The following is a 19,324-nucleotide window of genomic DNA, read 5'->3' as shown; positions in this document are numbered from 1 at the left end:
ACGACGGATTTGTCCATTTCGGCGATCGTCTGTCCGAATCCGTTGATTGCTTTTTCCAACCCCGGCAAAAGGGGCCGAACGGAGCAGGGATTTTATGACGATTTTTTTGCTGATCGCTGCGGGTTACCTGCTGGGCTCGATCCCGTTCGGGGTGATCCTGACGCGGCTGTTCGGTGCGGGCGACCTGCGCCAGATCGGATCGGGCAATATCGGCGCGACCAATGTGCTGCGCACGGGGCGCAAGGAGCTGGCGGCGGCGACCCTGATCCTCGACGGCGCGAAGGGCGCGGTTGCGGTGTTGCTCGCACGGCATTTCGTTCCCGAACTCGGCAATCATGCCGCGATGATCGCGGGCGCGGCGGCGATGATCGGCCATTGCTATCCCGTGTGGCTGAATTTCAGGGGCGGCAAGGGCGTTGCGACATTGCTCGGGCTGGCGTTGGCGCTCGCCTGGCCGATCGGGCTGATATTCGCGGTCATGTGGCTCGGCACCGTCCTGCTTCTGCGCATCTCGTCGCTGGGCGGAATGCTCGGCGCGGTGTCGGCACCGATCGCGGCGCTGGCATTCGGCTATCCGGTCTATGCAATCGGGCTCGCGGGGCTCGCGGTGATCGTGCTTTGGCGGCATCGCGAGAATATCGCGCGATTGCGCGCCGGGACCGAGCCGCGCGTCGGCGCCGGCAAGGAGCGTGCGTGACCCACGCCGAGCGGCTGGCGCGGCTGCGATTGATCCGCACACCGCATGTCGGGCCGGTCAGCTGGCACCAGCTGATGGCGCGGTTCGGGTCGGGCGAGGCCGCGCTCGACGCCTTGCCCGACCTCGTGCTGCGCGGCGGGGCAGGGCGGGCGCGGATCGCGCCGCTCGAAGTCGCCGAGCGCGAGGTCGAGCGGGTCGCGGCGCTCGGCGCGCGGCACGTCTTTAGCGACGAGGATGATTATTCGCCGATGCTGCGCGAGGTCGAGGGCGCGCCGCCCGTCGTCATCGTGCGCGGCGATGCGTCCATGCTGCGGCGCCCGTGCGTCGCGATCGTCGGCGCGCGCAACGCATCGGCGGCCGCGTGCCGCTTCGCGCGCCAGCTTGCGGCGGACCTGGCCGCGCGCGACGTCACGGTGGTCAGCGGACTGGCGCGCGGGGTCGATACCGCCGCGCATATCGGCGCGCTGGGCGGGGCGACGGCGGGCGTGATCGCGAGCGGCATCGACGTCGCCTTTCCGCCCGAAAATGCCGCGCTGCAGGAAAAGATCGCGAGCGATCAACTGCTCATCGCCGAGCAGCCGCCGGGAACCGAGCCGCTCGCGCGGCATTTTCCGTCGCGCAACCGGATCATCGCCGGTGTCGCGCACGGCACCGTGGTGATCGAGGCGGCGCCGAAATCGGGGTCGCTGATCACCGCCCGGCGCGCCGGCGATTATGGCCGCGAGGTGATGGCGGTACCGGGATCACCGCTCGACCCGCGCGCGCAGGGCTGCAACCTGCTGATCCGCGAGGGCGCGACCTTGATCCAGACGGTCGACGATGTGCTGGAGGCGGTCGGGCCGATCGACACGCGCATGGTTCGCGAACCGTTGCGCCGCTATGCGGCGGCCGCTGCGCCGGTCGAGGCGGGGGAGGGCGAGCGGCGCGGCGTCGCCGAGCTGCTCGGCCCTACACCGGTGGCGATAGACGAACTGGTCCGGCAGTCGGGGCAGGCGGCGGCGACCGTCCAGCTGGTCCTCCTCGAACTCGAGCTGGCAGGCCGGATCGAGCGGCATGCAGGGGCGCGGGTTTCGCTGGTATGATGACCGGCACAGCGCCCTAAGCCACCGCAATATAACGATTCATCCCGGTTCAGCCACGGTTCAGTGGCAGAGCGACAGGCTGATGATATTGTATCACATGCGGGGAGATTGATGATGCGTAGCCGATATCTGACCGGCGTCACGATGTTCGCCATCCTGGCATCGGCCCGGACGCCGATGCCGATCGCCGCTGCCCACGCGCAGGCGCCCGGAAGCCAGCAGGGCTTTTGCCGCACCGCCGATCCCTTGCCGCGGCTCGATCCCGAGGCGCGGCCGCAGCAGCAATCGAACGCGGACTACAAGACCAGGGGCGGCCGCGACTCGCGCGACGAAGCGATGCCGATGGCACCGCCGCCACCGGCACCTCCTCCTCCACCGCCGCCGTCCCCCGTCTATGCGCCCGAGGCGCATTCGGACGATGGCGCCGAGGCGGTGGTGGTCACTGGATCGAGCGTCGAGCGCGGCGCGGGCGACATGTCGGCGCCGCCGCCCCCCGCCGCTTCGTCGGGCGACTATGCGCGGACCAGCCCGACCATCGTGCCTCCCTATCCACCGCGCCCGCGACCGCAGCCGCAATCGGGCATATTGACCGCGGGCGAGCATGGCGACCTGCTCAATCCCGAGCTTTATGCAGCCTATGTGAACCGTAGCGGCGATCTGGGGCAGGAGGTGCGGGCGCTGCCGCGCGTCGACACGACCCGCGTGGTGACGGTCAAGGTCCATGACCGCAGCGGCCAGCCGATCCCCTTCGCCGATGTCGTCGTGACCTGCTCCGACGGCAACAGCATCACCATGGCGACGCAGGCCGACGGCAGCGCGGTGTTCTTCCCTGGGCTCGACCGGTTGAGCGAACGCATTACCGTCGCGGCGCGCAAGGGCGGCCGTACTATCGCCGATGCGCGGCCCGTGCTCGTCGCCGATGCGCACGGCGGCCAGACCGTCGGGCTGACCGCCAGCCAGGCGGCGACGAAGGCGACCAAGCTCGACCTGATGCTCGTCGTCGATACGACGGGGAGCATGGGCGACGAGATCGCCTATCTGCAGGCCGAACTCCGATCGATCATCGGCGCGATCACCGCGAAGCACCGCGACCTCGACATCCGCATCGGCTTCGTTTTCTACCGCGACCTCGGCGACGATTATGTCACGCGCACGATCGCCTTCGACCGCGACATCGGACGCGTGCAGGGCGCGCTGGCGCAGCAGCAGGCGAACGGCGGCGGCGATTATCCCGAGGCGATGGATCAGGCGTTGATCCGGGCGGTGGGGCAGGACTGGCGTCCCGATGCGGTGAAATCGCTGTTGCTCGTCGCCGATGCGCCGCCGCACGACGACAAGTTCGGACGCACATGGATCGCCGCCGAGGCGGCGCGCGCCAAGCGCATCCATATCACGCCGGTCGCCGCGTCGGGCGTCGCCGACAAGGCCGAATATGCGATGCGCGCGATGGCGGCGGCGACGCAGTCGCGCTACCTGTTCCTGACCGACGACAGCGGGGTCGGAAATCCGCACGCGCCGCCGGCGATCGATTGCTATCTCGTCACCCGGCTCGATGCGCTGGTCCGCCGCGTGATCGACAGCCAGATCAGCGGCCGCCGCATCGAGCCCGAGGATCGGGAAATCATCCGCAGCGTCGGCAAATATGACGCCGGCAAGTGCATCCTGCCCGCCGACTTCAGTTGGCAGAACGGGTGATCGTCGAACGCGACATCCTTGATGCAGCTCGGCACCTTCGCTTCGGCAAAATGTACCAATGCGCCTTGCCCGCCAGCGCAAGAATCGCGCGGTGTTGGCCTGATGGCGGGCGCCTGCTCTATCCTCTTGACGGATGACGCAAGCATCCGCCACCTCTCCGGCGGTGCAGGTGGCGGGGGAGTGCAAAATGGAGTTCAATGCAAGGCTGGCGGCGCCCGTCGCGCGGGATACTTTGGCAAAAATTCGTTCCGACGCGGCGACATTCACGATCATCTACGGGATATCGGTCGTTGCGGGCGTCGGATACGATGTCGGGTTAACCCGCTATCCCGATGCGTTCGTCGGCGTGCAGTTCGCCTTCATGGCTGCAAATCTGGTTCTTCAGGCCTGGGCGACGCTCACGATCCTGCGCATGGCCGGGGTCGAGTTGCCGCAGCAAACGAGCCTGCGCATTGCCTCGGTTTTTGGGGTGGGGTTGCTGTTCGGCCTGGGTGTCGGCTTGGGCCTGCTGCTGCTGATCCTGCCCGGCATCTATCTCGCGGCGCGCTGGTATCTGGCCGTGCCGACCCTGCTGGCAGAGGACATGGGAGTGTCGGAAGCGCTGTCCGCAAGTTGGGATCGGACCGAGCAATATTGGCTGAGCTGTGCGATCGTTGCGGTACTGGCGTTCCTGTGGCAAATCCTTCCGATTGCCGCGGGCTCGCTGATCTCCTTGCCGAATGACGACGCCTTGTGGAGCTGGATGCTCTTTTCCAACGCCCTTTCGCAGGCGGGTTGGTTGTTCGGCGTTGCGGCCGCGACCACATTCTATCTTGCGTTCGGCAACCGCCTGTCCAAAACGGCCGAAATTTTCGGTTGACGATCCCGCCAGCCGCGCCACCCTCGCGCGTATGTACGCAAGAGTTTTCGGGGAACGAATTTTTTCATGCAATTGGTAATTGTGGAATCGCCCGCTAAGGCGAAAACGATCGAGAAATATCTCGGGCGCGATTTCAAGGTGTTGGCATCATACGGCCATGTCCGCGACCTCCCGCCCAAGGACGGCTCGGTCGATCCCGACGACGGCTTCGCGATGCAGTGGCAGCTTTACCCCGACAAGGCGAAGCGGCTGAAGGAAATTCAGGACGCCGCCAAGGGCGCCGACCGCCTGATCCTCGCGACCGACCCCGATCGCGAGGGCGAGGCGATCAGTTGGCATGTGCAGGAGTTACTGCGCGCGAAGAAGGCGCTCCCCGCCTCGGTCGACCGCGTGACCTTCAACGCGATCACCAAACAGGCGGTGACCGACGCGATGGCGCATCCGCGCGCGCTCGACGACGATCTGATCGACGCGTATCGCGCGCGCCGCGCGCTCGACTATCTCGTCGGCTTCACCCTGTCGCCGGTGCTGTGGCGCAAGCTGCCCGGTGCCAAATCGGCGGGGCGGGTCCAGTCGGTTACGCTGCGCATGATAGTCGAACGCGAGCGCGAGATCGAAGCTTTTGTTGCGCAGCAATATTGGTCGGTCACCGGGCTGTTCGAAATGTCTGGAACGCCGTTCAAGGCGCGGCTTTCGCGTTGGAAGGGCGACAAGATCGAGCGGCTGTCGATCACGACCGAGGCCGACGCGCGCGCCGCCGAGGCCGATGTGAAGGCGGGCCATTTCACCGTCGATGCGGTCGAGACCAAGCCGCTGACGCGCAACCCGCCGCCGCCGTTCACGACCTCGACCCTCCAGCAGGAGGCGGCGCGCAAGCTGGGCTTCTCGGCGAGCCACACGATGCGTATCGCGCAGGCGCTCTACGAGGATGGCGCGATCACCTACATGCGCACCGACGGCGTCCAGATGGACGGCAGCGCGATCAGCGCCGCGCGCAAAGCCATCGCGACGCGCTATGACGGCGGTTATGTCCCCGACCAGCCACGGCAGTATCAGACCAAGGCGAAAAATGCGCAGGAAGCGCACGAAGCGATCCGTCCGACCGACTTTTCGAAGGACAAAGCGGGAAGCGGCGATCATGCGCGCCTCTATGAGCTGATCTGGAAGCGCGCTCTCGCGAGCCAGATGGCGTCGGCGCGGCTCGAACGCACCAGCGTCGACCTTTCCGACGGCACCGGCAAGACGGTGATGCGCGCGACGGGGCAGGTGGTGAAATTCCCCGGCTTCCTTGCACTCTATGACGAAGGCCGCGACGATAGTGCGGACGACGACGATGCGCGCCTGCTGCCCGCGATGGCGAAGGGCGATGCGCCGGCAAAGACCGGTGTCGAGGTCGAAAGCCACGAGACGCAGCCGCCGCCGCGTTATTCGGAGGCGAGCCTCGTCAAGAGGATGGAGGAGCTCGGCATCGGGCGCCCGTCAACCTATGCCTCGATCCTGCAGGTGCTCAAGGACCGCGCCTATGTGACGGTCGAGAAGAACCGCTTCATCCCCGAGGAGAGCGGGCGGCTGCTGACGGCCTTCCTCGAACGCTTCTTCGAACGCTATGTCGGCTACGACTTCACCGCAGGGCTCGAGGAAGAGCTCGACGACGTCTCGGGCGGCCGCGCGCAGTGGCAGGCGGTGCTCGAACGCTTCTGGCGCGATTTCAAGCCGCGCACCGGCGAAGTGATGGAACAGAAGCCGTCGGAGATCACCGCGGCGCTCGACGAGTTCCTCGGCCCCTATCTCTTCCCCGACAAGGGCGACGGCAGCGATCCGCGCCTCTGCCCCAATTGCGGCACCGGGCGGCTCGCGCTGCGCGGCGGCAAGTTCGGGCCGTTCATCGCGTGCAGCAACTATCCCGACTGCAAGTTCACGCGGAAGTTCGCGCAACCGGGCGGCAGCGACGGCGCCGACACGGGGCCCGAGACGCTGGGCACCGATCCCGAAAGCGGGCTGGAAGTGACCAAGCGCAGCGGGCGTTTCGGCCCCTATGTCCAGCTCGGCGATGGCAAGGAGGCGAAGCGTTCGTCGATCCCGAAGGATATTCCCGGCGAGGATTTCGATCTCGATTATGCGATCAGGCTCCTCGGCCTGCCGCGCGAGGTCGGGGTGCATCCCGAAAGCGGCAAGGTCATCATGGCCGGGCTCGGGCGCTACGGCCCCTATCTGCTCCACGACGGCAAATATGCCAAGCTGACGGGCACTGCGGAGATCTTCGACATCGGCATGAACGCCGCGGTCGTCCGTATCGCCGAGGCGGCAAATGGCGGCGGGCGCGGGCGGGCGAAGGCCGAGCCGCTCAACACCTTCGGCCCGCACCCCACGAGCGGCGGCGAGATGAAGCTGATGGAAGGGCGCTTTGGTCCTTATGTGACCGACGGCACGACCAATGCGACGCTGCCCAAGACCGCCGACCCGGCAACGCTGACGCTCGAAGAAGCCATCGCGCTGATAGACGCACGCGCGGCGAAGGGGCCGGCAAAGGGCAAGAAGAAAGCGGCGCCGAAGAAAAAGGCCGCGGCGAAGAAGGCTTCGGCCAAAAAGGCTCCGGCAAAGAAGAAGGCCGAGTAACCGCAAGCAACGGAGTATGTTCCCGAGAACTCGTCATTCCCGCGAAAGCGGGAACCCAGCTGCGACGGCTGCTCGCTGGGTCCCCGCTTTCGCGGGGATGACGAAGTTGGGGAGTGTTACGGCCGACGTTCCCGATTCTGTAATCTCATGTTAGGCTGGCGCATCGGGGAGACTTGCCCATGCGCTATCTGCTTGCCGCTTTCCTTGCCTTCTTCGCGCTTGTAGCCGCACCGGTGTCGGCCCAGCCGCCGCGCTACCTGATCTCCGCACAACCAATGACCGATACGCCGCCCGGCACGCAGGCGTGGCGCGTGCAATATTGGACGACGGGCGGCAACGGCCAGCGCCTCGCCGTCACAGGCATCGTCGCCGCGCCGATGGAGACGATCTCGCCGCGTCCGCGCCGCGTCATCGCCTGGACCCACGGAGCTTGGGGTGTCGCGGAGAAATGCGCGCCGTCGCTCAGTCCCAACTTCTTCGAATATTCGGCGGGAATGAATGCGGTGCGCAGCGGCTATGTCGTCGTCGCGCCCGACTATATCGGCCTCGCCAGCCCGACGATGCACCCGTTCCTCGTCGGTCCCGATACCGCGAACGCTGTGCTCGATGCCGTGCGTGCGGCGCGCGAAATTCCGGGCGCGGCGGCGGGAAGCAATTTCGCCGTCTGGGGGGAGTCGCAGGGCGGCCATGCGGCGCTCTGGACTGCGATCTCCGCGCGCAGCTATGCGCCCGACCTGACGCTCGTCGCGACCGCGGCGGCGGCACCACCGACCGACCTCGGCGCCAATCTGCGCGAAGGCAGCGACAAAAATGCGCGCGCGCTGCTCCTATCCTTCGCGCTTCACAGCTGGTCGACGCTCTATGGCTTTTCGCTCGATCCGATCGCCAATCGCACCAACCAGGGCATCATCAACCGGCTGGCGCAGAATAATTGCGTCGAGTTTCACAAAAAGCCGAAGCTCCGCACGATCCTCGGCATCCTGACCGTCGCCCGCGCGACGAAGGGCAAGGATATCGAAAAGATCGAGCCTTTCGGCGCGTTCGAACGCGCCAACAGCGTCGACCCGGCGCGTGTGCCCGGACCGCTGCTGATCGCGCAGAGCAGCAAGGATACGATCGTCGCGCCCGCGGTGACACGCAAATTCGCAAAGGCCGCGTGCCGGCGCGGCACGCCGACACGCTGGATCGACATGACCGGCGACCATGGCACGAGCGCGAAGGACAGCGCGCAGGAAACGATCGGCTGGATCACCGCACGCTTCGACGGCAACCCGCCGCCGAACGATTGCCGCCGGATCTAGCGCCTAGCGGAAGGTGTCGGGATCGACCGGCGGGGTGCGATTGAACCATGCCACGGCATCGGGCCGGAACAGCATATAGACCGCCGCGCCCTGAATGACGGTGATGATGATCGCTACGCCCAGCGAGATGCCTTGGGGGCCAAGCGGATTGTTGAGGTTGCTCAGCATCGACAACAGCCCGATCGCGAAAAAGACCACCAAAATCCATTTGGCGATCTTGCTCGCTCGCGCCGAAATGAAATACCAGATGATCAGGTTGATGATCATGCCGACGGCGAATGTGCCGATGATGAAGCCCGATCCAAAGCCCATCGCCGCAAACTCGGGCATGCTCGCGAGCTTCTCCGATACGTCGCTCCACGCGAACAGGAAATTCAGCACCCCGAGTATCAGCGACCCCAGAAACAGACGGTCGAAAAGAATGATGGAAGCCGGTTTGATCATTTTTAGCCCCTCGTTGCTGTTGTTCAATCGACCCAGTCGAGCCCCATGTCGCGATAAACGCCGCGGTCCTCGTCCCAATTTTCCTTGACCTTGACGTGCAGGAACAGGTGGACCTTGCGGCCCATCAGCTCGGTCAGCTCGGCCCGCGCGCGGGCGCCGATTTCCTTGATGCGCGCACCGCCCTTGCCGAGCACGATCGCGCGCTGGTTGTCGCGCGCGACGAAGATTTGCTGGTGGATCTCGGCGCTGCCGTCGGGGCGCGTCTTGAACAGCTCGGTCTCGACCGTCGACTGATAGGGCAGTTCCTCGTGGAGCTGGCGATAGAGCTGTTCGCGCGTGATCTCGGCGGCGAGCATGCGTTCGGGCGCGTCGCTGACCTCGTCTTCGGGGAAATGCCACGGCCCCTCGGGCATCAGCTTGGCAAGGTGCGCCTTGAGCTCCGTAACGCCGTCGCCGCTGCTCGCCGAGATGAAGAAGGTCTCGTCGAACGCGACCTTGGCATTGAGTTCGGTCGCGATCGTGAGCAGCTTGTCCTTCCTCGTCAGGTCGACCTTGTTGAGGATCAGATATTTCTTCTCGGGCCGGTTCGCGATGCCTTCGAGGACGCGCTCGACGCGGCCCGTCAGTTTGGCGGCGGCGTCGACCATCACGAGGATCGCCTCGGCTTCCTCGAGGCTGCCCCAGGCTGCGGCGACCATCGCGCGGTCGAGCCGGCGCGTGGGGGCAAAGATGCCCGGCGTGTCGATCAGGATGATCTGCGTATCGCCGTCCATCGCGACGCCCATCAGCCGCGTGCGCGTCGTCTGCGCCTTTGGGCTGACGATCGCGACCTTCTGGCCGACGAGCGCGTTGACGAGGGTCGATTTGCCCGCGTTGGGCGCGCCGACGACGGCGACGAAACCGCAATGCTGGGTCATTTTTCCTGTCCTTCGAGTTCGGCGAGTAACGCCGCGGCCGCAGCCTTCTCGGCCGCCTGTTTGCTGGCGCCCTCGGCCTCGGCGCGCGCGAGCTTGCCGACGCTCACCGCGACGCGGAAGCGTGGCGCATGGTCGGGGCCTTCGCGCGACACGATTTCATATTCGGGCGGGCGGCGCTTGCGCGCGAGCGCCCATTCCTGGAGCGCCGCCTTGGGGTGCTTCGGCGCCGCCTGCTGCCCGTCGATCATTTCGTTCCAATGCGTCAGGATGAATTGCCGGGCCGCCTCCGCGCCCTTGTCGAGATAGAGCGCGCCGATCAGCGCCTCGATCGCGTCGGCGGCGATATTGTCGCTGTAGCGGCCGCCGTCGTTGCGCGCCTGTGCGCCGAAGCGGATCAGCGCGGGGAGGTCGAGCCGCTGTGCGATCGCGGCGCAGGTCGCCCCCGATGCGAGCACATGCAGCCGCGACGACATCTCGCCCTCGCTCGCGGCGGGAAAGCGCGTGTAAAGCTCCGACGCGATGACGAGCCCGAGCACCCGGTCGCCGAGGAACTCGAGCCGCTGATAATCGGCGCGCCCGGTGCTGCCGTGCGTCAGCGCAAGGTCGTAAAGCGCGAGATCATCCGGGGTGCAGCCGATAATCCCGGCGAGCGCCCCGGTGTCCAGCGTATCGCTCAAAAACCGTCCCCGATGCGGCCCCAGCGCGCCGCCGTGAACCAGCTGATCGGGTTGATCCAGCTTGCGGAACCGTCGGTCGAGAACATGCCGACGAGCGCGTGGCCGACGAGATTTTCCTCGGGAACGAGGCCGATGCCCTGATTTTCCATCGCGGGGAAACGGCTGTCGGCGCTGCGGTCGCGGTTGTCGCCCATCAGGAACATATGCCCCTCGGGCACGACGACGAGCGGGGTGTTGTCCTCGGCGATCGTTGTGATGTCGAGGATCGCATAGCTCTTGCCGCTGGGCAGCGTTTCCCTGAACTGCTTGTAACGGCACTGGCGCGTCCCGTCGGCGGCGACTTCCTCGAACTCGGGCGAATAGCAGGGCAGGGTGCCCGTCGCGCGCGAGGCTTCGATCATGTTCGGCGTCACCGGGATGACGAAGTCGGGCATGGCTTCGCGCTTCAGCGGCTTGCCGTTGAGCCAGACGATGCCGCCCTTCACCTGCACGCTGTCGCCGGGCAGGCCGATCACGCGCTTGATATAGTCATTGTCGTTGACCGGCGGCGCCTTGAACACGACGACGTCGCCGCGCTCGGGCGTGCGCGGAAAAATGCGCCCCGGGATCAGCGGCGCGCTGAACGGCAGGCTGAATTTCGAATAGCCATAGGCCATCTTGTTCACGAGCAGATAGTCGCCGATGAGCAGCCGCGGCTGCATCGATTCCGACGGAATGTTGAAGGGCGACAGGAAAAAGCTGCGGAAAATCAGCACCGCGATCGCGAGCAGCGCGAGGAAACGAACGGTATCGACGGCCTCTTCCTTGGCGGATACCGGCGCGGGGGTCGGGGCGGGCGGCGTGGGTCCGGTGGGAGGCGTCACATCGGCGGCAAAGCTGGCATTGGTCATGCTGCGGCATTGGCGATGAATAGGTTGCCACGTCAAGCGAATATCGGCGGACGCCACTGGCGCCGCGCGGGCGGCGGGCTTAGAGAAAGGTCGCGATTCACTCCCCCCTTCGAGGATATAAAACGATGACGACCGCACCCGACGCTTGGCAGGCGCTTTCCGACTGGCAGCCGCAGAGGCTTGCCGATCTGGTTGCGGCCGATCCGGAGACGCGCCTGCAGGCGCTGGTACGGAGCGTCGCCGACATCCGTTTCGATTTCGCCAAGACGCATCTCGACAGTTCGGCGATCGCCATCCTGTCGGGCCTCGCCGAAGCGCAGGGTTTCGCGGGCCGGCGCAAGACGCTCTTTTCGGGCGGCATCGCCAATCCGACCGAAGACCGCGCCGCCGAACATAGCGCCGAGCGCGGTGACGGCGCGCCGGAATCGGTCCATGTCGCGCAGGCGCTGCATCAGCGCATGCGGATGATGATCGACGCGATCGAAGCCGGCGCGTTCGGCGAGATCCGCCATTTGCTTCACATCGGCATCGGCGGATCGGCGCTCGGTCCCGACCTGCTCATCGATGCGCTCGGCCGTCATTCCGATCGTTATGACGTCGCGGTGGTGTCGAACGTCGATGGCGCGGCGCTCGACGAAGCTTTCGCCAAGTTCAGCCCCGAACATACGCTCGTCGCGGTCGCATCGAAGACCTTCACCACGACCGAGACCTTGCTCAACGCCAATTCGGCGCTGCAATGGCTCGACGAGGCGGGGGTCGAGGACCCGGTGGGCCGCTTCATCGCGCTCACCGCGAAGCCCGAGCGCGCGATGGAATGGGGCATCGACGAAACGCGCATCCTGCCGTTCAGCGAAACCGTCGGCGGTCGCTATTCGCTCTGGTCGTCGATCGGTTTTCCCGCGGCGCTCGCGCTCGGCTGGGATGCGTTCGCCGATCTGCTCGAAGGGGCGGCCGAAATGGATCGCCATTTCCGCCTCGCCGACGGCGCCGACAATATCTGCCTGCTCGCGGCCTTCGCCGATCAGGTCTACGCCAATCGCCTCGGGTGCCAGACGCGCGCGGTTTTCGCCTATGACGAGCGGCTGCGCCTGCTTCCCGACTATCTGCAACAGCTCGAAATGGAATCGAACGGCAAGTCGGTGACATTCGAGGGGCAGGCCGTGGCGCAGCAGACCGCGCCGATCACCTGGGGCGGCGTCGGCACCGATGCACAGCATGCGGTGTTCCAGCTGCTTCATCAGGGCACGCATCTGACCCCGGTCGAGTTCGTCGTCGCGCGCGAGCCCGATCATCTGCTCGACGATGCCCATCACGAAACGCTCGTCGCCAATTGTATCGCACAGGGCGCGGCGCTGATGACGGGGCGGGCAAGCGAGGATGGCGCGCGCAACTATCCGGGCGACCGTCCCTCGACGACGATTCTGCTCGATCAGGTGACGCCGCGCAGCCTCGGCGCGCTCATCGCTTTCTACGAGCATCGCGTCTTCGCCAACGCCGTGCTGCTCGGCATCAATCCGTTCGACCAGTTCGGGGTCGAGCTGGGCAAGGAGATGGCGAAAGGCCTTGCCGAAGGCACGGTGGAGTTCGACGCCGCGACGCAGGCGCTGATGCAGGCGGCGCTCGGCGACTGAAGGCCTCGCCGCTGGCACTGAATGCAAATTTCGATTGGCAAGCCGCGCCCGTGTAACCACATAGGCGCCGGGCGCGAATGCCTGCCTGTCCAATCCAGGGGTACTCCATGAGCGATTTCGACTATGATCTCTTCGTCATCGGCGCCGGTTCGGGCGGCGTCCGCGCCTCGCGCATCGCGGCCTCGCATGGCGCGCGCGTCGCGGTGGCGGAGGAGTATCGGGTTGGCGGCACCTGCGTCATCCGCGGCTGCGTGCCCAAGAAATTGCTCGTCTACGGCGCCCATTTCGCCGAGGATATCCACGACGCGCGCAAGTTCGGCTGGGACGTGCCCGACTGCAAGTTCGACTGGCCGGTGCTGCGCGACAATGTGCTTGCCGAGGTCGACCGGCTCGAGGGCCTCTATGGCCAGACGCTCGACAACCACAAGGTCACCGTGCTCAAGACGCGCGCGACGGTCGCCGGCCCGCAGAAGGTAAGGCTTGCCGACGGGACCGAACTCACCGCCGAACGCATCCTGATCGCCACCGGCGGCTGGCCGCACGTTCCCGAATTTCCGGGCAGTGAACATGCGATCACCTCGAACGAGGTCTTCCATCTCGAAAAGCTGCCGAAGCGCGTCGTGATCGCGGGCGGCGGCTATATCGCCAACGAATTTGCCGGCATCTTCAACGAATTCGGCAGCAAGGTGACAATCGTCAATCGCGGCGACACGATCCTGCGCGGCTATGACGAACAGATCCGCGACCGGTTGCTCCAGATCTCGATGACCAAGGGCATCGATTTCAAGTTCAACGCGCCGTTCCAGTCGATCGAAAAGAAGGACGACGGAACGCTCACCGTCCATCTCGAAGGCTGCGATGCGATCGAGGCCGATGCGGTGCTGATGGCGACCGGACGCACCCCGAACACCAAGAATCTGGGGCTCGAAGAACTCGGCGTCGAACTCGACGACAAGGGCGCGGTCAAGGTCGACGAGACGAACCAGTCGTCGGTACCGAGCATATTCGCGGTGGGTGACGTCACCGACCGCATCCAGCTTACTCCAGTGGCAATCCGCGAGGGACAGGCCTTCGCCGATACCTTTTATGGCGAGAAGCCGACCGTGGTCGATTACAGCAACGTCCCCAGCGCGGTGTTCAGCCACCCGCCGATCGGTGCCGTTGGCATGACCGAGGCCGAGGCGCGCAACAAGCTCGGCAGCATCCGCGTCTACACCAGCGATTTTCGCGCGATGAAGAATGTCCTCGCGGGCCGCAACGAGCGCGCGCTGTACAAGATGATCATCAACGCCGCGACCGACCAGGTTGTCGGACTCCACATGATCGGCCCCGATGCCCCCGAAATCCTGCAGGCGGCGGCGATCGCGGTGAAGGCGGGGCTGACCAAGGCCGATTTCGACGCCACCGTCGCGCTGCACCCCAGCATGGCCGAGGAACTCGTCCTGCTCAAATAATCCTGCTACCCTCCCCGCTCCAAAACAGGGGAGGGGCGTATGGCGGGCACGGCACTGGTCACCGGCGGCAGCGGCTATATCGCGGGTTTCCTGATCCGGCAGTTGATCGACAATGGCTGGACCGTGAACACGACGGTCCGCAGCCTGAAGCGCGAGGATGAGGTGCGCGGCTGGCTGAACGTCGACAAAGGCAAGCTGCGCTTCTTCGCTGCCGACCTCGAGCGCGACGCCGGCTGGGCCGAAGCGATGGCGGAATGCAGCCATGTCGCGCATGTCGCTTCACCCTTTCCGCTCGGCGTTCCGAAGCATGCCGACGAACTGGTCGTCCCGGCGCGCGAGGGCGCGCTCCGCGCCTTGCGCTTCGCCAAGGCGGCCGGCGTCCGACGCTTCGTCCTCACCTCGTCGATGGCGGCGATCGCCTATGGCCATGGCAAGGGGCGCGAACTTTACGACGAAGCCGACTGGACCAACCTCGATAACCCCGCCGTGATGCCCTATCCGCGCTCGAAGACGGTCGCCGAGCGCGCGGCACGCAACTGGGTCGCGGCCGAAGGCGGCGGCATGGAATTCGCCTCGGTCAATCCCGCGGCGGTCTTCGGGCCGCTGCTTTCGGACGATCTCTTGACCTCGATCGAACTGGTCAAACAGTTGCTCGAAGGCAAGGTGCCGATGTGCCCCGACATCGGATTCGGCATTATCGACGTGCGCGACGTCGCCGATCTCCACTATCGCGCGCTCACCGCCCCCGCGATCCGCGACGAACGTTATGTCTGCTCGGGACCGTTTCTGAAGATGATCGACGTCGCGAACATCCTGACCGCGAACCTTGGCGACAAGGCGCGGAAGGTGCCGACGCGGAAGATGCCCGACTGGCTGCTCAAGCTGCTCGCGCTCGTGCGCCCCGAACTCAAACAACTCGTCGCCGAGCTGGGCAATGTTCGCGGCGGCGACAGCCGCCATGCCATGGCGACGCTCGGCTGGACGATGCGCCCGCCCGAGGAAGCGATCCTCGCGACGGCGCACAGCCTGATCGAGCGCGGGATCGTGAAACTCTAGCCGATCCGGTAGGGCACGACGTCGCGCCGGTCGGGGTCGACGAGGATCGGGCGGTCGCTCGGCGGGAAGGCGCGCTGGTCGCAATCGTCGCGCGGACAGATGCGGCACGACGGGCCGATGCGCGTCGCGGCCTGCGGTGCCGCGACGTCGACTCCGTCGGCATAGACGAAATCACCGGCATATTGCGCCTCGCACCCGAGCGCGACGGCGTAGCGCCGGGGGCTGCGCGCATAGCTGCCCGAGGGTTTCACGAGGCCCTTCGCCATCGACACATAGCGCAGCCCGTCGGGGGTCTCGGCGAGCTGGAACAATATGCGGTCGGGGATCGCCGCGGCCTCGTGGACGATCCACAGCGGACAGGCGCCGCCGAAGCGCGCGAACTGCAGGCGCGTGGCGCTGTGCCGCTTGGTAATATTGCCCGCCATGTCGACGCGGCAAAAGAACATCGGAATACCGCGCGCGCCGGGGCGCTGGAGCGTCGAGAGCCGGTGGCACGCCTGCTCGAAGCTGACGCCATATTCGAGCCGCAGCCGGTCGATGTCGTGCCGCACCGCGCGGGCACTGGCGCGAAAGGGCGCATAGGGCATCAGCACCGCGCCCGCGGCATAATTGGCGAGGCCGACATGGAGCAATTGGCGCGCGGCGGCGGTGCGCAGCGGCGAAGCCTCGACCACCGCGGCGATTTCCTTCGCGAGCGCGAGCGCGGCGAGCTGATGCGCGAGCTGGAAGCGCCGGGTTTCGGCAGGCTGCGACGGGTCGATCACCAGATGGCGCATCGTCGCATCGAAATCGCGCAGCACCTGGCTTTGCTGATAGACGATCGAAATGCCGAGCGCGTCGCGGAGCCGCCGCTCGATCGTCTCGATCGCGGGCGAAGGCTCCTTGCCGCGCAATTGCCCCGCGAGCGCCTCCGCCGCACGGTCGATGCTGTCGACATAATTGCCGGCATCGTGGAACCAGTCGCGCACCTCCTCCCACGGCAGACGGCTCCCCTCGGCGGTGCCGCCGGTCAACGCTTCGTCGATTATCTGCAGCCGCTGCCCCGCGCGGCGATAGGCGGCGTGGAGCGCGACGAACTGGTCGGCGAGCTGCGGTTGCTGGAGCGCCGCGCGTTCGAGTTGCTCGGGCGGCAGCGGCGCCGAAGCGAACAGGGGATCGGCGGCGGCTTCGCGCAGCGCACCCGCCCGGCGATCGCCGGCATCGGCCGCAACCTCTTCCCATTCGAGCGGGAACAGGCGTTGCAGTCGTTCGAGAAGCGCGGGGGTCAGCGGGCGGTCGTCGTGCTCGATCTGGCTGAGATAGGAAGTCGAAATACCAAGCTGCTGCGCAAAGACGGCCTGCATCGTGCCGCGATCCAAGCGGAGCTGCTTCAGCCGGGTTCCGGCAAAAATGCGCTGCCGAGCCATCGCATTCCTTCCTCGAGTTTTTCGGCAGGTTGCCGAGGCGCAATCGATTTGAGACGTAATCGATTGCGCCTCGACGTTGTCCCAACGGATGAGGAGCCTATACGCGCGCAACAAATTTTGCAAAATCGGACTTCGCAATTTTGCAAATTCACATTTGCCTCGGCGATGCGAAGCGGGCAGACGACGCTTTCGAATTTTGATGGAGAGCCGCTTTGTCCGCCAATATCGCCGAAATGGAACGCCGTCGCGCCGCCGCAGCCCTTGGGGGCGGTCAGAAACGCATCGACGCGCAGCACGCCAAGGGCAAGCTGACCGCGCGCGAGCGGCTCGACGTGTTGCTCGACGAAGGCTCGTTCGAGGAACTCGACACCTATGTCGAGCATAATTGCACCGATTTCGGCATGCAGGACCAGAAGGTGCCCGGCGACGGCGTCGTCACCGGGTCGGGCACGATTAACGGCCGCCTCGTCTATGTCTTCAGCCAGGACTTCACCGTGTTCGGCGGATCGTTGTCGGAGCGGCACGCCGAAAAGATCATGAAGGTGATGGACAATGCGATGAAGGTCGGCGCGCCGGTCATCGGACTCAATGACTCGGGTGGCGCGCGCATTCAGGAGGGCGTCGCGTCATTGGGCGGCTATGCCGAGGTGTTCCAGCGCAATGTGCTGGCATCGGGCGTCGTGCCGCAAATCAGCCTGATCATGGGCCCCTGCGCGGGCGGAGCGGTCTACAGCCCCGCGATGACCGACTTCATCTTCATGGTGAAGGATTCGAGCTACATGTTCGTCACCGGTCCCGACGTCGTGAAAACGGTGACCAACGAGGTGGTGACGCAGGAGGAACTCGGCGGCGCCATTACCCACACGACCAAAAGCTCGGTCGCCGACAATGCGTTCGAGAATGATATCGAGGCGCTGCTCGCGGCGCGCGATTTTTTCGATTATCTGCCCGAGAACAACCGCAGCGGCGTGCCCGTCCGCCCGACGAGCGATCCCTATGACCGTGCCGAGGACAGCCTCGACACGCTGATCCCGCCGAACGCGAACCAGCCGTACGACATGCACGAGTTGATCCGCAAAACCGTCGACGAGGGCGACTTCTTCGAGGTGCAGCCGGCGCATGCCGCGAACATCATCTGCGGCTTCGGCCGTATCGAGGGGCGCACGATCGGCATCGTCGCGAACCAGCCGATGGTGCTCGCGGGCGTGCTCGACATCAATTCGTCGAAGAAGGCGGCGCGCTTCGTGCGCTTCTGCGACGCGTTCGAGATTCCGATCATCACCTTCGTCGACGTGCCGGGCTTCTTGCCCGGCACCGCGCAGGAATATAACGGCATCATCAAGCATGGCGCCAAGCTGCTCTTCGCCTATGCCGAGGCGACGGTGCCGAAGATCACGGTGATCACGCGCAAAGCCTATGGCGGCGCCTATGACGTGATGGCGTCGAAGCATCTGCGCGGCGACCTGAACTACGCCTGGCCGACCGCCGAAATCGCGGTGATGGGCGCGAAGGGCGCGGTCGAGATCATCTTCCGCAGCGACATCGGCGACCCCGAAAAGATCGCCGAGCGAACGAAGGAATATGAGGATCGCTTCGCCAACCCGTTCGTCGCCGCCTCGCGCGGCTATATCGACGAGGTCATCCATCCGCACAACACGCGCAAGCGGATCGCGCTGGGGCTACGGAAGCTCAGGAACAAGAGTCTCGAAAACCCGTGGAAGAAGCACGACAATATTCCGCTGTGACAACGGGCACTAAAATTTCGCTGTGGATGAGATAGTTAGGGACTGCGGCCCGGAAACGCGGCCGCGATGTTCGACTATCAGATGAGGTATCGAGATGCGTAAATCCGTTCTTGCCTTTGCAGCTCTCCTGTCCGGACTTTCGGCGCCGGCAGCATCGGCGTTCGACCCCGACACGCCGGTCGATGCGGAGAAGGAAGCCTTTCCGATCACGCTCGGCAGCGACGAGGACACGACGATCGATATGGCGTTCCGCACGGCCTTCGGGCTTCCCAAAGGCGCCGGGGCAGAGGCCACCCGGACGATCGACGAACGGGCCTATCGTTTCCGCCCGGTCGCGATCCACCTGCTGCCGAATAATGTCGGCGTGCTGCTGAGCGCCGGGTCGCTCGACGATGCGGGGCACAGCGAAGGGGGACTGAACGCGATCCATTATCTGAAGTCGAGCGCTGCGGGCTGGGTCAAACAGGGCGAATGGATCGGGATCGGCGCCACCGGCACGGTGGGCAACGCCGCGACGAGCTGGGCCTTCACGAACCTCCTCGGGCGCAATCCCTATCTGATCACCGCGGGCGGCGGCGTGTGGCAGGGCTGCGCGATCGGCTCGGCTGTGGTGACCGAGTTGACGCCCGAGGGGCCGGTCGACCGTGGCGGTTTTACCAACGGGATGAGCTCGGGCGCCGGAATCGGCCAGACCGAACAGGAATATGAAGGCCGGATCGCTGCGGCCGTGCCCGACAAGAGCTTTACCGTCGCCTACACCGGCACGCGGTCCTTCAAGCAGCAATATGTGCTGAATAGCGGCAAATATGAACCGGTCGGCAAGGACCAGGTTCCGGGTTGCTGAGGAGAATGAG

At 65.6% G+C, this 19,324-nt stretch carries 16 protein-coding genes; 11 read left to right on the top strand and 5 right to left on the bottom strand.

The window, feature by feature from the left end; genetic code table 11:
- Positions 1–94 precede the first annotated feature (94 nt).
- From plsY to VFG17_RS16810, 6 genes are all read left to right on the top strand, one after another.
- Entirely contained in the window at positions 95–697 is a 603-nt protein-coding gene (gene plsY, locus VFG17_RS16835) for a glycerol-3-phosphate 1-O-acyltransferase PlsY (protein ID WP_325030512.1), read from the top strand.
- Positions 694–1,779, top strand: coding sequence for a DNA-processing protein DprA (gene dprA, locus VFG17_RS16830; protein ID WP_325030511.1), 1,086 nt, complete (start codon positions 694–696; stop codon positions 1,777–1,779). Before plsY ends, dprA begins: the two co-directional genes overlap by 4 nt.
- A 114-nt stretch (positions 1,780–1,893) precedes the next feature.
- A complete protein-coding gene (locus VFG17_RS16825) occupies positions 1,894–3,474 on the top strand; it encodes a vWA domain-containing protein (protein WP_325030510.1) in 1,581 nt (526 codons plus the stop codon).
- Positions 3,475–3,661: 187 nt separating this feature from the next.
- Positions 3,662–4,333: a hypothetical protein gene (locus VFG17_RS16820; RefSeq protein WP_325030509.1), complete on the top strand. Its 672-nt coding sequence runs from the start codon at positions 3,662–3,664 to the stop codon at positions 4,331–4,333.
- Positions 4,334–4,399: 66 nt separating this feature from the next.
- On the top strand, positions 4,400–6,949 hold the full coding sequence (topA, locus tag VFG17_RS16815) for a type I DNA topoisomerase (protein ID WP_325030508.1): 2,550 nt from the start codon (positions 4,400–4,402) through the stop codon (positions 6,947–6,949).
- 179 nt (positions 6,950–7,128) lie between these two features.
- Entirely contained in the window at positions 7,129–8,250 is a 1,122-nt protein-coding gene (locus VFG17_RS16810; RefSeq protein WP_325030507.1) for a lipase family protein, read from the top strand.
- Between the two features lie 3 nt (positions 8,251–8,253).
- On the opposite strand, the gene VFG17_RS16805 is transcribed toward VFG17_RS16810, so the two are convergent.
- The 4 genes from VFG17_RS16805 to lepB are packed head-to-tail and all read right to left on the bottom strand — an operon-like array spanning position 8,254 to position 11,178.
- Entirely contained in the window at positions 8,254–8,694 is a 441-nt protein-coding gene (locus VFG17_RS16805; RefSeq protein ID WP_325030506.1) for a hypothetical protein, read from the bottom strand.
- A 23-nt stretch (positions 8,695–8,717) separates the two neighbouring features.
- Positions 8,718–9,611, bottom strand: a complete 894-nt coding sequence (gene era / locus VFG17_RS16800; protein WP_325030505.1) for a GTPase Era — start codon at positions 9,609–9,611, stop codon at positions 8,718–8,720.
- Positions 9,608–10,288: a ribonuclease III gene (rnc, locus tag VFG17_RS16795; RefSeq protein WP_325030504.1), complete on the bottom strand. Its 681-nt coding sequence runs from the start codon at positions 10,286–10,288 to the stop codon at positions 9,608–9,610. Before rnc ends, era begins: the two co-directional genes overlap by 4 nt.
- Complete coding sequence (gene lepB, locus VFG17_RS16790) at positions 10,285–11,178, bottom strand: signal peptidase I (RefSeq protein ID WP_325030503.1); 894 nt, start codon at positions 11,176–11,178, stop codon at positions 10,285–10,287. The genes rnc and lepB overlap by 4 nt, the downstream gene beginning before the upstream one ends.
- 125 nt (positions 11,179–11,303) lie before the next feature.
- Here lepB and pgi point away from each other — a divergent pair, with 125 nt between their 5' ends.
- From pgi to VFG17_RS16775, 3 genes are all read left to right on the top strand, one after another.
- Positions 11,304–12,809 (top strand): glucose-6-phosphate isomerase, encoded by a 1,506-nt coding sequence (gene pgi, locus VFG17_RS16785; protein WP_325030502.1) that lies wholly within the window; start codon positions 11,304–11,306, stop codon positions 12,807–12,809.
- Between the two features lie 107 nt (positions 12,810–12,916).
- The gene (gor, locus tag VFG17_RS16780) at positions 12,917–14,263 is read left to right on the top strand and encodes a glutathione-disulfide reductase (protein WP_325030501.1); all 1,347 of its coding nucleotides are present in this window, start codon (positions 12,917–12,919) and stop codon (positions 14,261–14,263) included.
- A 39-nt stretch (positions 14,264–14,302) separates the two neighbouring features.
- Positions 14,303–15,319, top strand: a complete 1,017-nt coding sequence (locus tag VFG17_RS16775; RefSeq protein ID WP_325030500.1) for an NAD-dependent epimerase/dehydratase family protein — start codon at positions 14,303–14,305, stop codon at positions 15,317–15,319.
- Here the strand turns inward: VFG17_RS16775 and VFG17_RS16770 are convergent.
- Positions 15,316–16,725: a helix-turn-helix domain-containing protein gene (locus VFG17_RS16770; RefSeq protein ID WP_325030499.1), complete on the bottom strand. Its 1,410-nt coding sequence runs from the start codon at positions 16,723–16,725 to the stop codon at positions 15,316–15,318. The two genes, VFG17_RS16775 and VFG17_RS16770, sit on opposite strands and share 4 nt — an antisense overlap.
- A 212-nt stretch (positions 16,726–16,937) precedes the next feature.
- On the opposite strand from VFG17_RS16770, the gene VFG17_RS16765 reads away from it, so the two are divergent.
- Positions 16,938–18,470 (top strand): acyl-CoA carboxylase subunit beta, encoded by a 1,533-nt coding sequence (locus tag VFG17_RS16765; RefSeq protein WP_325030498.1) that lies wholly within the window; start codon positions 16,938–16,940, stop codon positions 18,468–18,470.
- A gap of 94 nt (positions 18,471–18,564) precedes the next feature.
- Positions 18,565–19,314 (top strand): hypothetical protein, encoded by a 750-nt coding sequence (locus VFG17_RS16760; protein WP_325030497.1) that lies wholly within the window; start codon positions 18,565–18,567, stop codon positions 19,312–19,314.
- Positions 19,315–19,324 lie beyond the last annotated feature (10 nt).

The sequence above is a fragment of the Sphingopyxis sp. genome (assembly GCF_035686825.1).
Taxonomy (GTDB): domain Bacteria; phylum Pseudomonadota; class Alphaproteobacteria; order Sphingomonadales; family Sphingomonadaceae; genus Sphingopyxis.
This window is presented reverse-complemented; position numbering and strand designations above follow the sequence as displayed.

Excerpts from the sequence above, each read along its gene's own strand:
- VFG17_RS16760 (WP_325030497.1), top strand. The coding sequence starts at position 18,565 with ATGCGTAAATCCGTTCTTGCCTTTGCAGCTCTCCTGTCCGGACTTTCG.
- pgi (WP_325030502.1), top strand. The coding sequence starts at position 11,304 with ATGACGACCGCACCCGACGCTTGGCAGGCGCTTTCCGACTGGCAGCCG.
- VFG17_RS16805 (WP_325030506.1), bottom strand. The coding sequence starts at position 8,694 with ATGATCAAACCGGCTTCCATCATTCTTTTCGACCGTCTGTTTCTGGGG.
- lepB (WP_325030503.1), bottom strand. The coding sequence starts at position 11,178 with ATGACCAATGCCAGCTTTGCCGCCGATGTGACGCCTCCCACCGGACCC.
- plsY (WP_325030512.1), top strand. The coding sequence starts at position 95 with ATGACGATTTTTTTGCTGATCGCTGCGGGTTACCTGCTGGGCTCGATC.
- VFG17_RS16770 (WP_325030499.1), bottom strand. The coding sequence starts at position 16,725 with ATGGCTCGGCAGCGCATTTTTGCCGGAACCCGGCTGAAGCAGCTCCGC.
- VFG17_RS16810 (WP_325030507.1), top strand. The coding sequence starts at position 7,129 with ATGCGCTATCTGCTTGCCGCTTTCCTTGCCTTCTTCGCGCTTGTAGCC.
- VFG17_RS16775 (WP_325030500.1), top strand. The coding sequence starts at position 14,303 with ATGGCGGGCACGGCACTGGTCACCGGCGGCAGCGGCTATATCGCGGGT.
- VFG17_RS16820 (WP_325030509.1), top strand. The coding sequence starts at position 3,662 with ATGGAGTTCAATGCAAGGCTGGCGGCGCCCGTCGCGCGGGATACTTTG.
- era (WP_325030505.1), bottom strand. The coding sequence starts at position 9,611 with ATGACCCAGCATTGCGGTTTCGTCGCCGTCGTCGGCGCGCCCAACGCG.
- VFG17_RS16825 (WP_325030510.1), top strand. The coding sequence starts at position 1,894 with ATGCGTAGCCGATATCTGACCGGCGTCACGATGTTCGCCATCCTGGCA.
- topA (WP_325030508.1), top strand. The coding sequence starts at position 4,400 with ATGCAATTGGTAATTGTGGAATCGCCCGCTAAGGCGAAAACGATCGAG.
- gor (WP_325030501.1), top strand. The coding sequence starts at position 12,917 with ATGAGCGATTTCGACTATGATCTCTTCGTCATCGGCGCCGGTTCGGGC.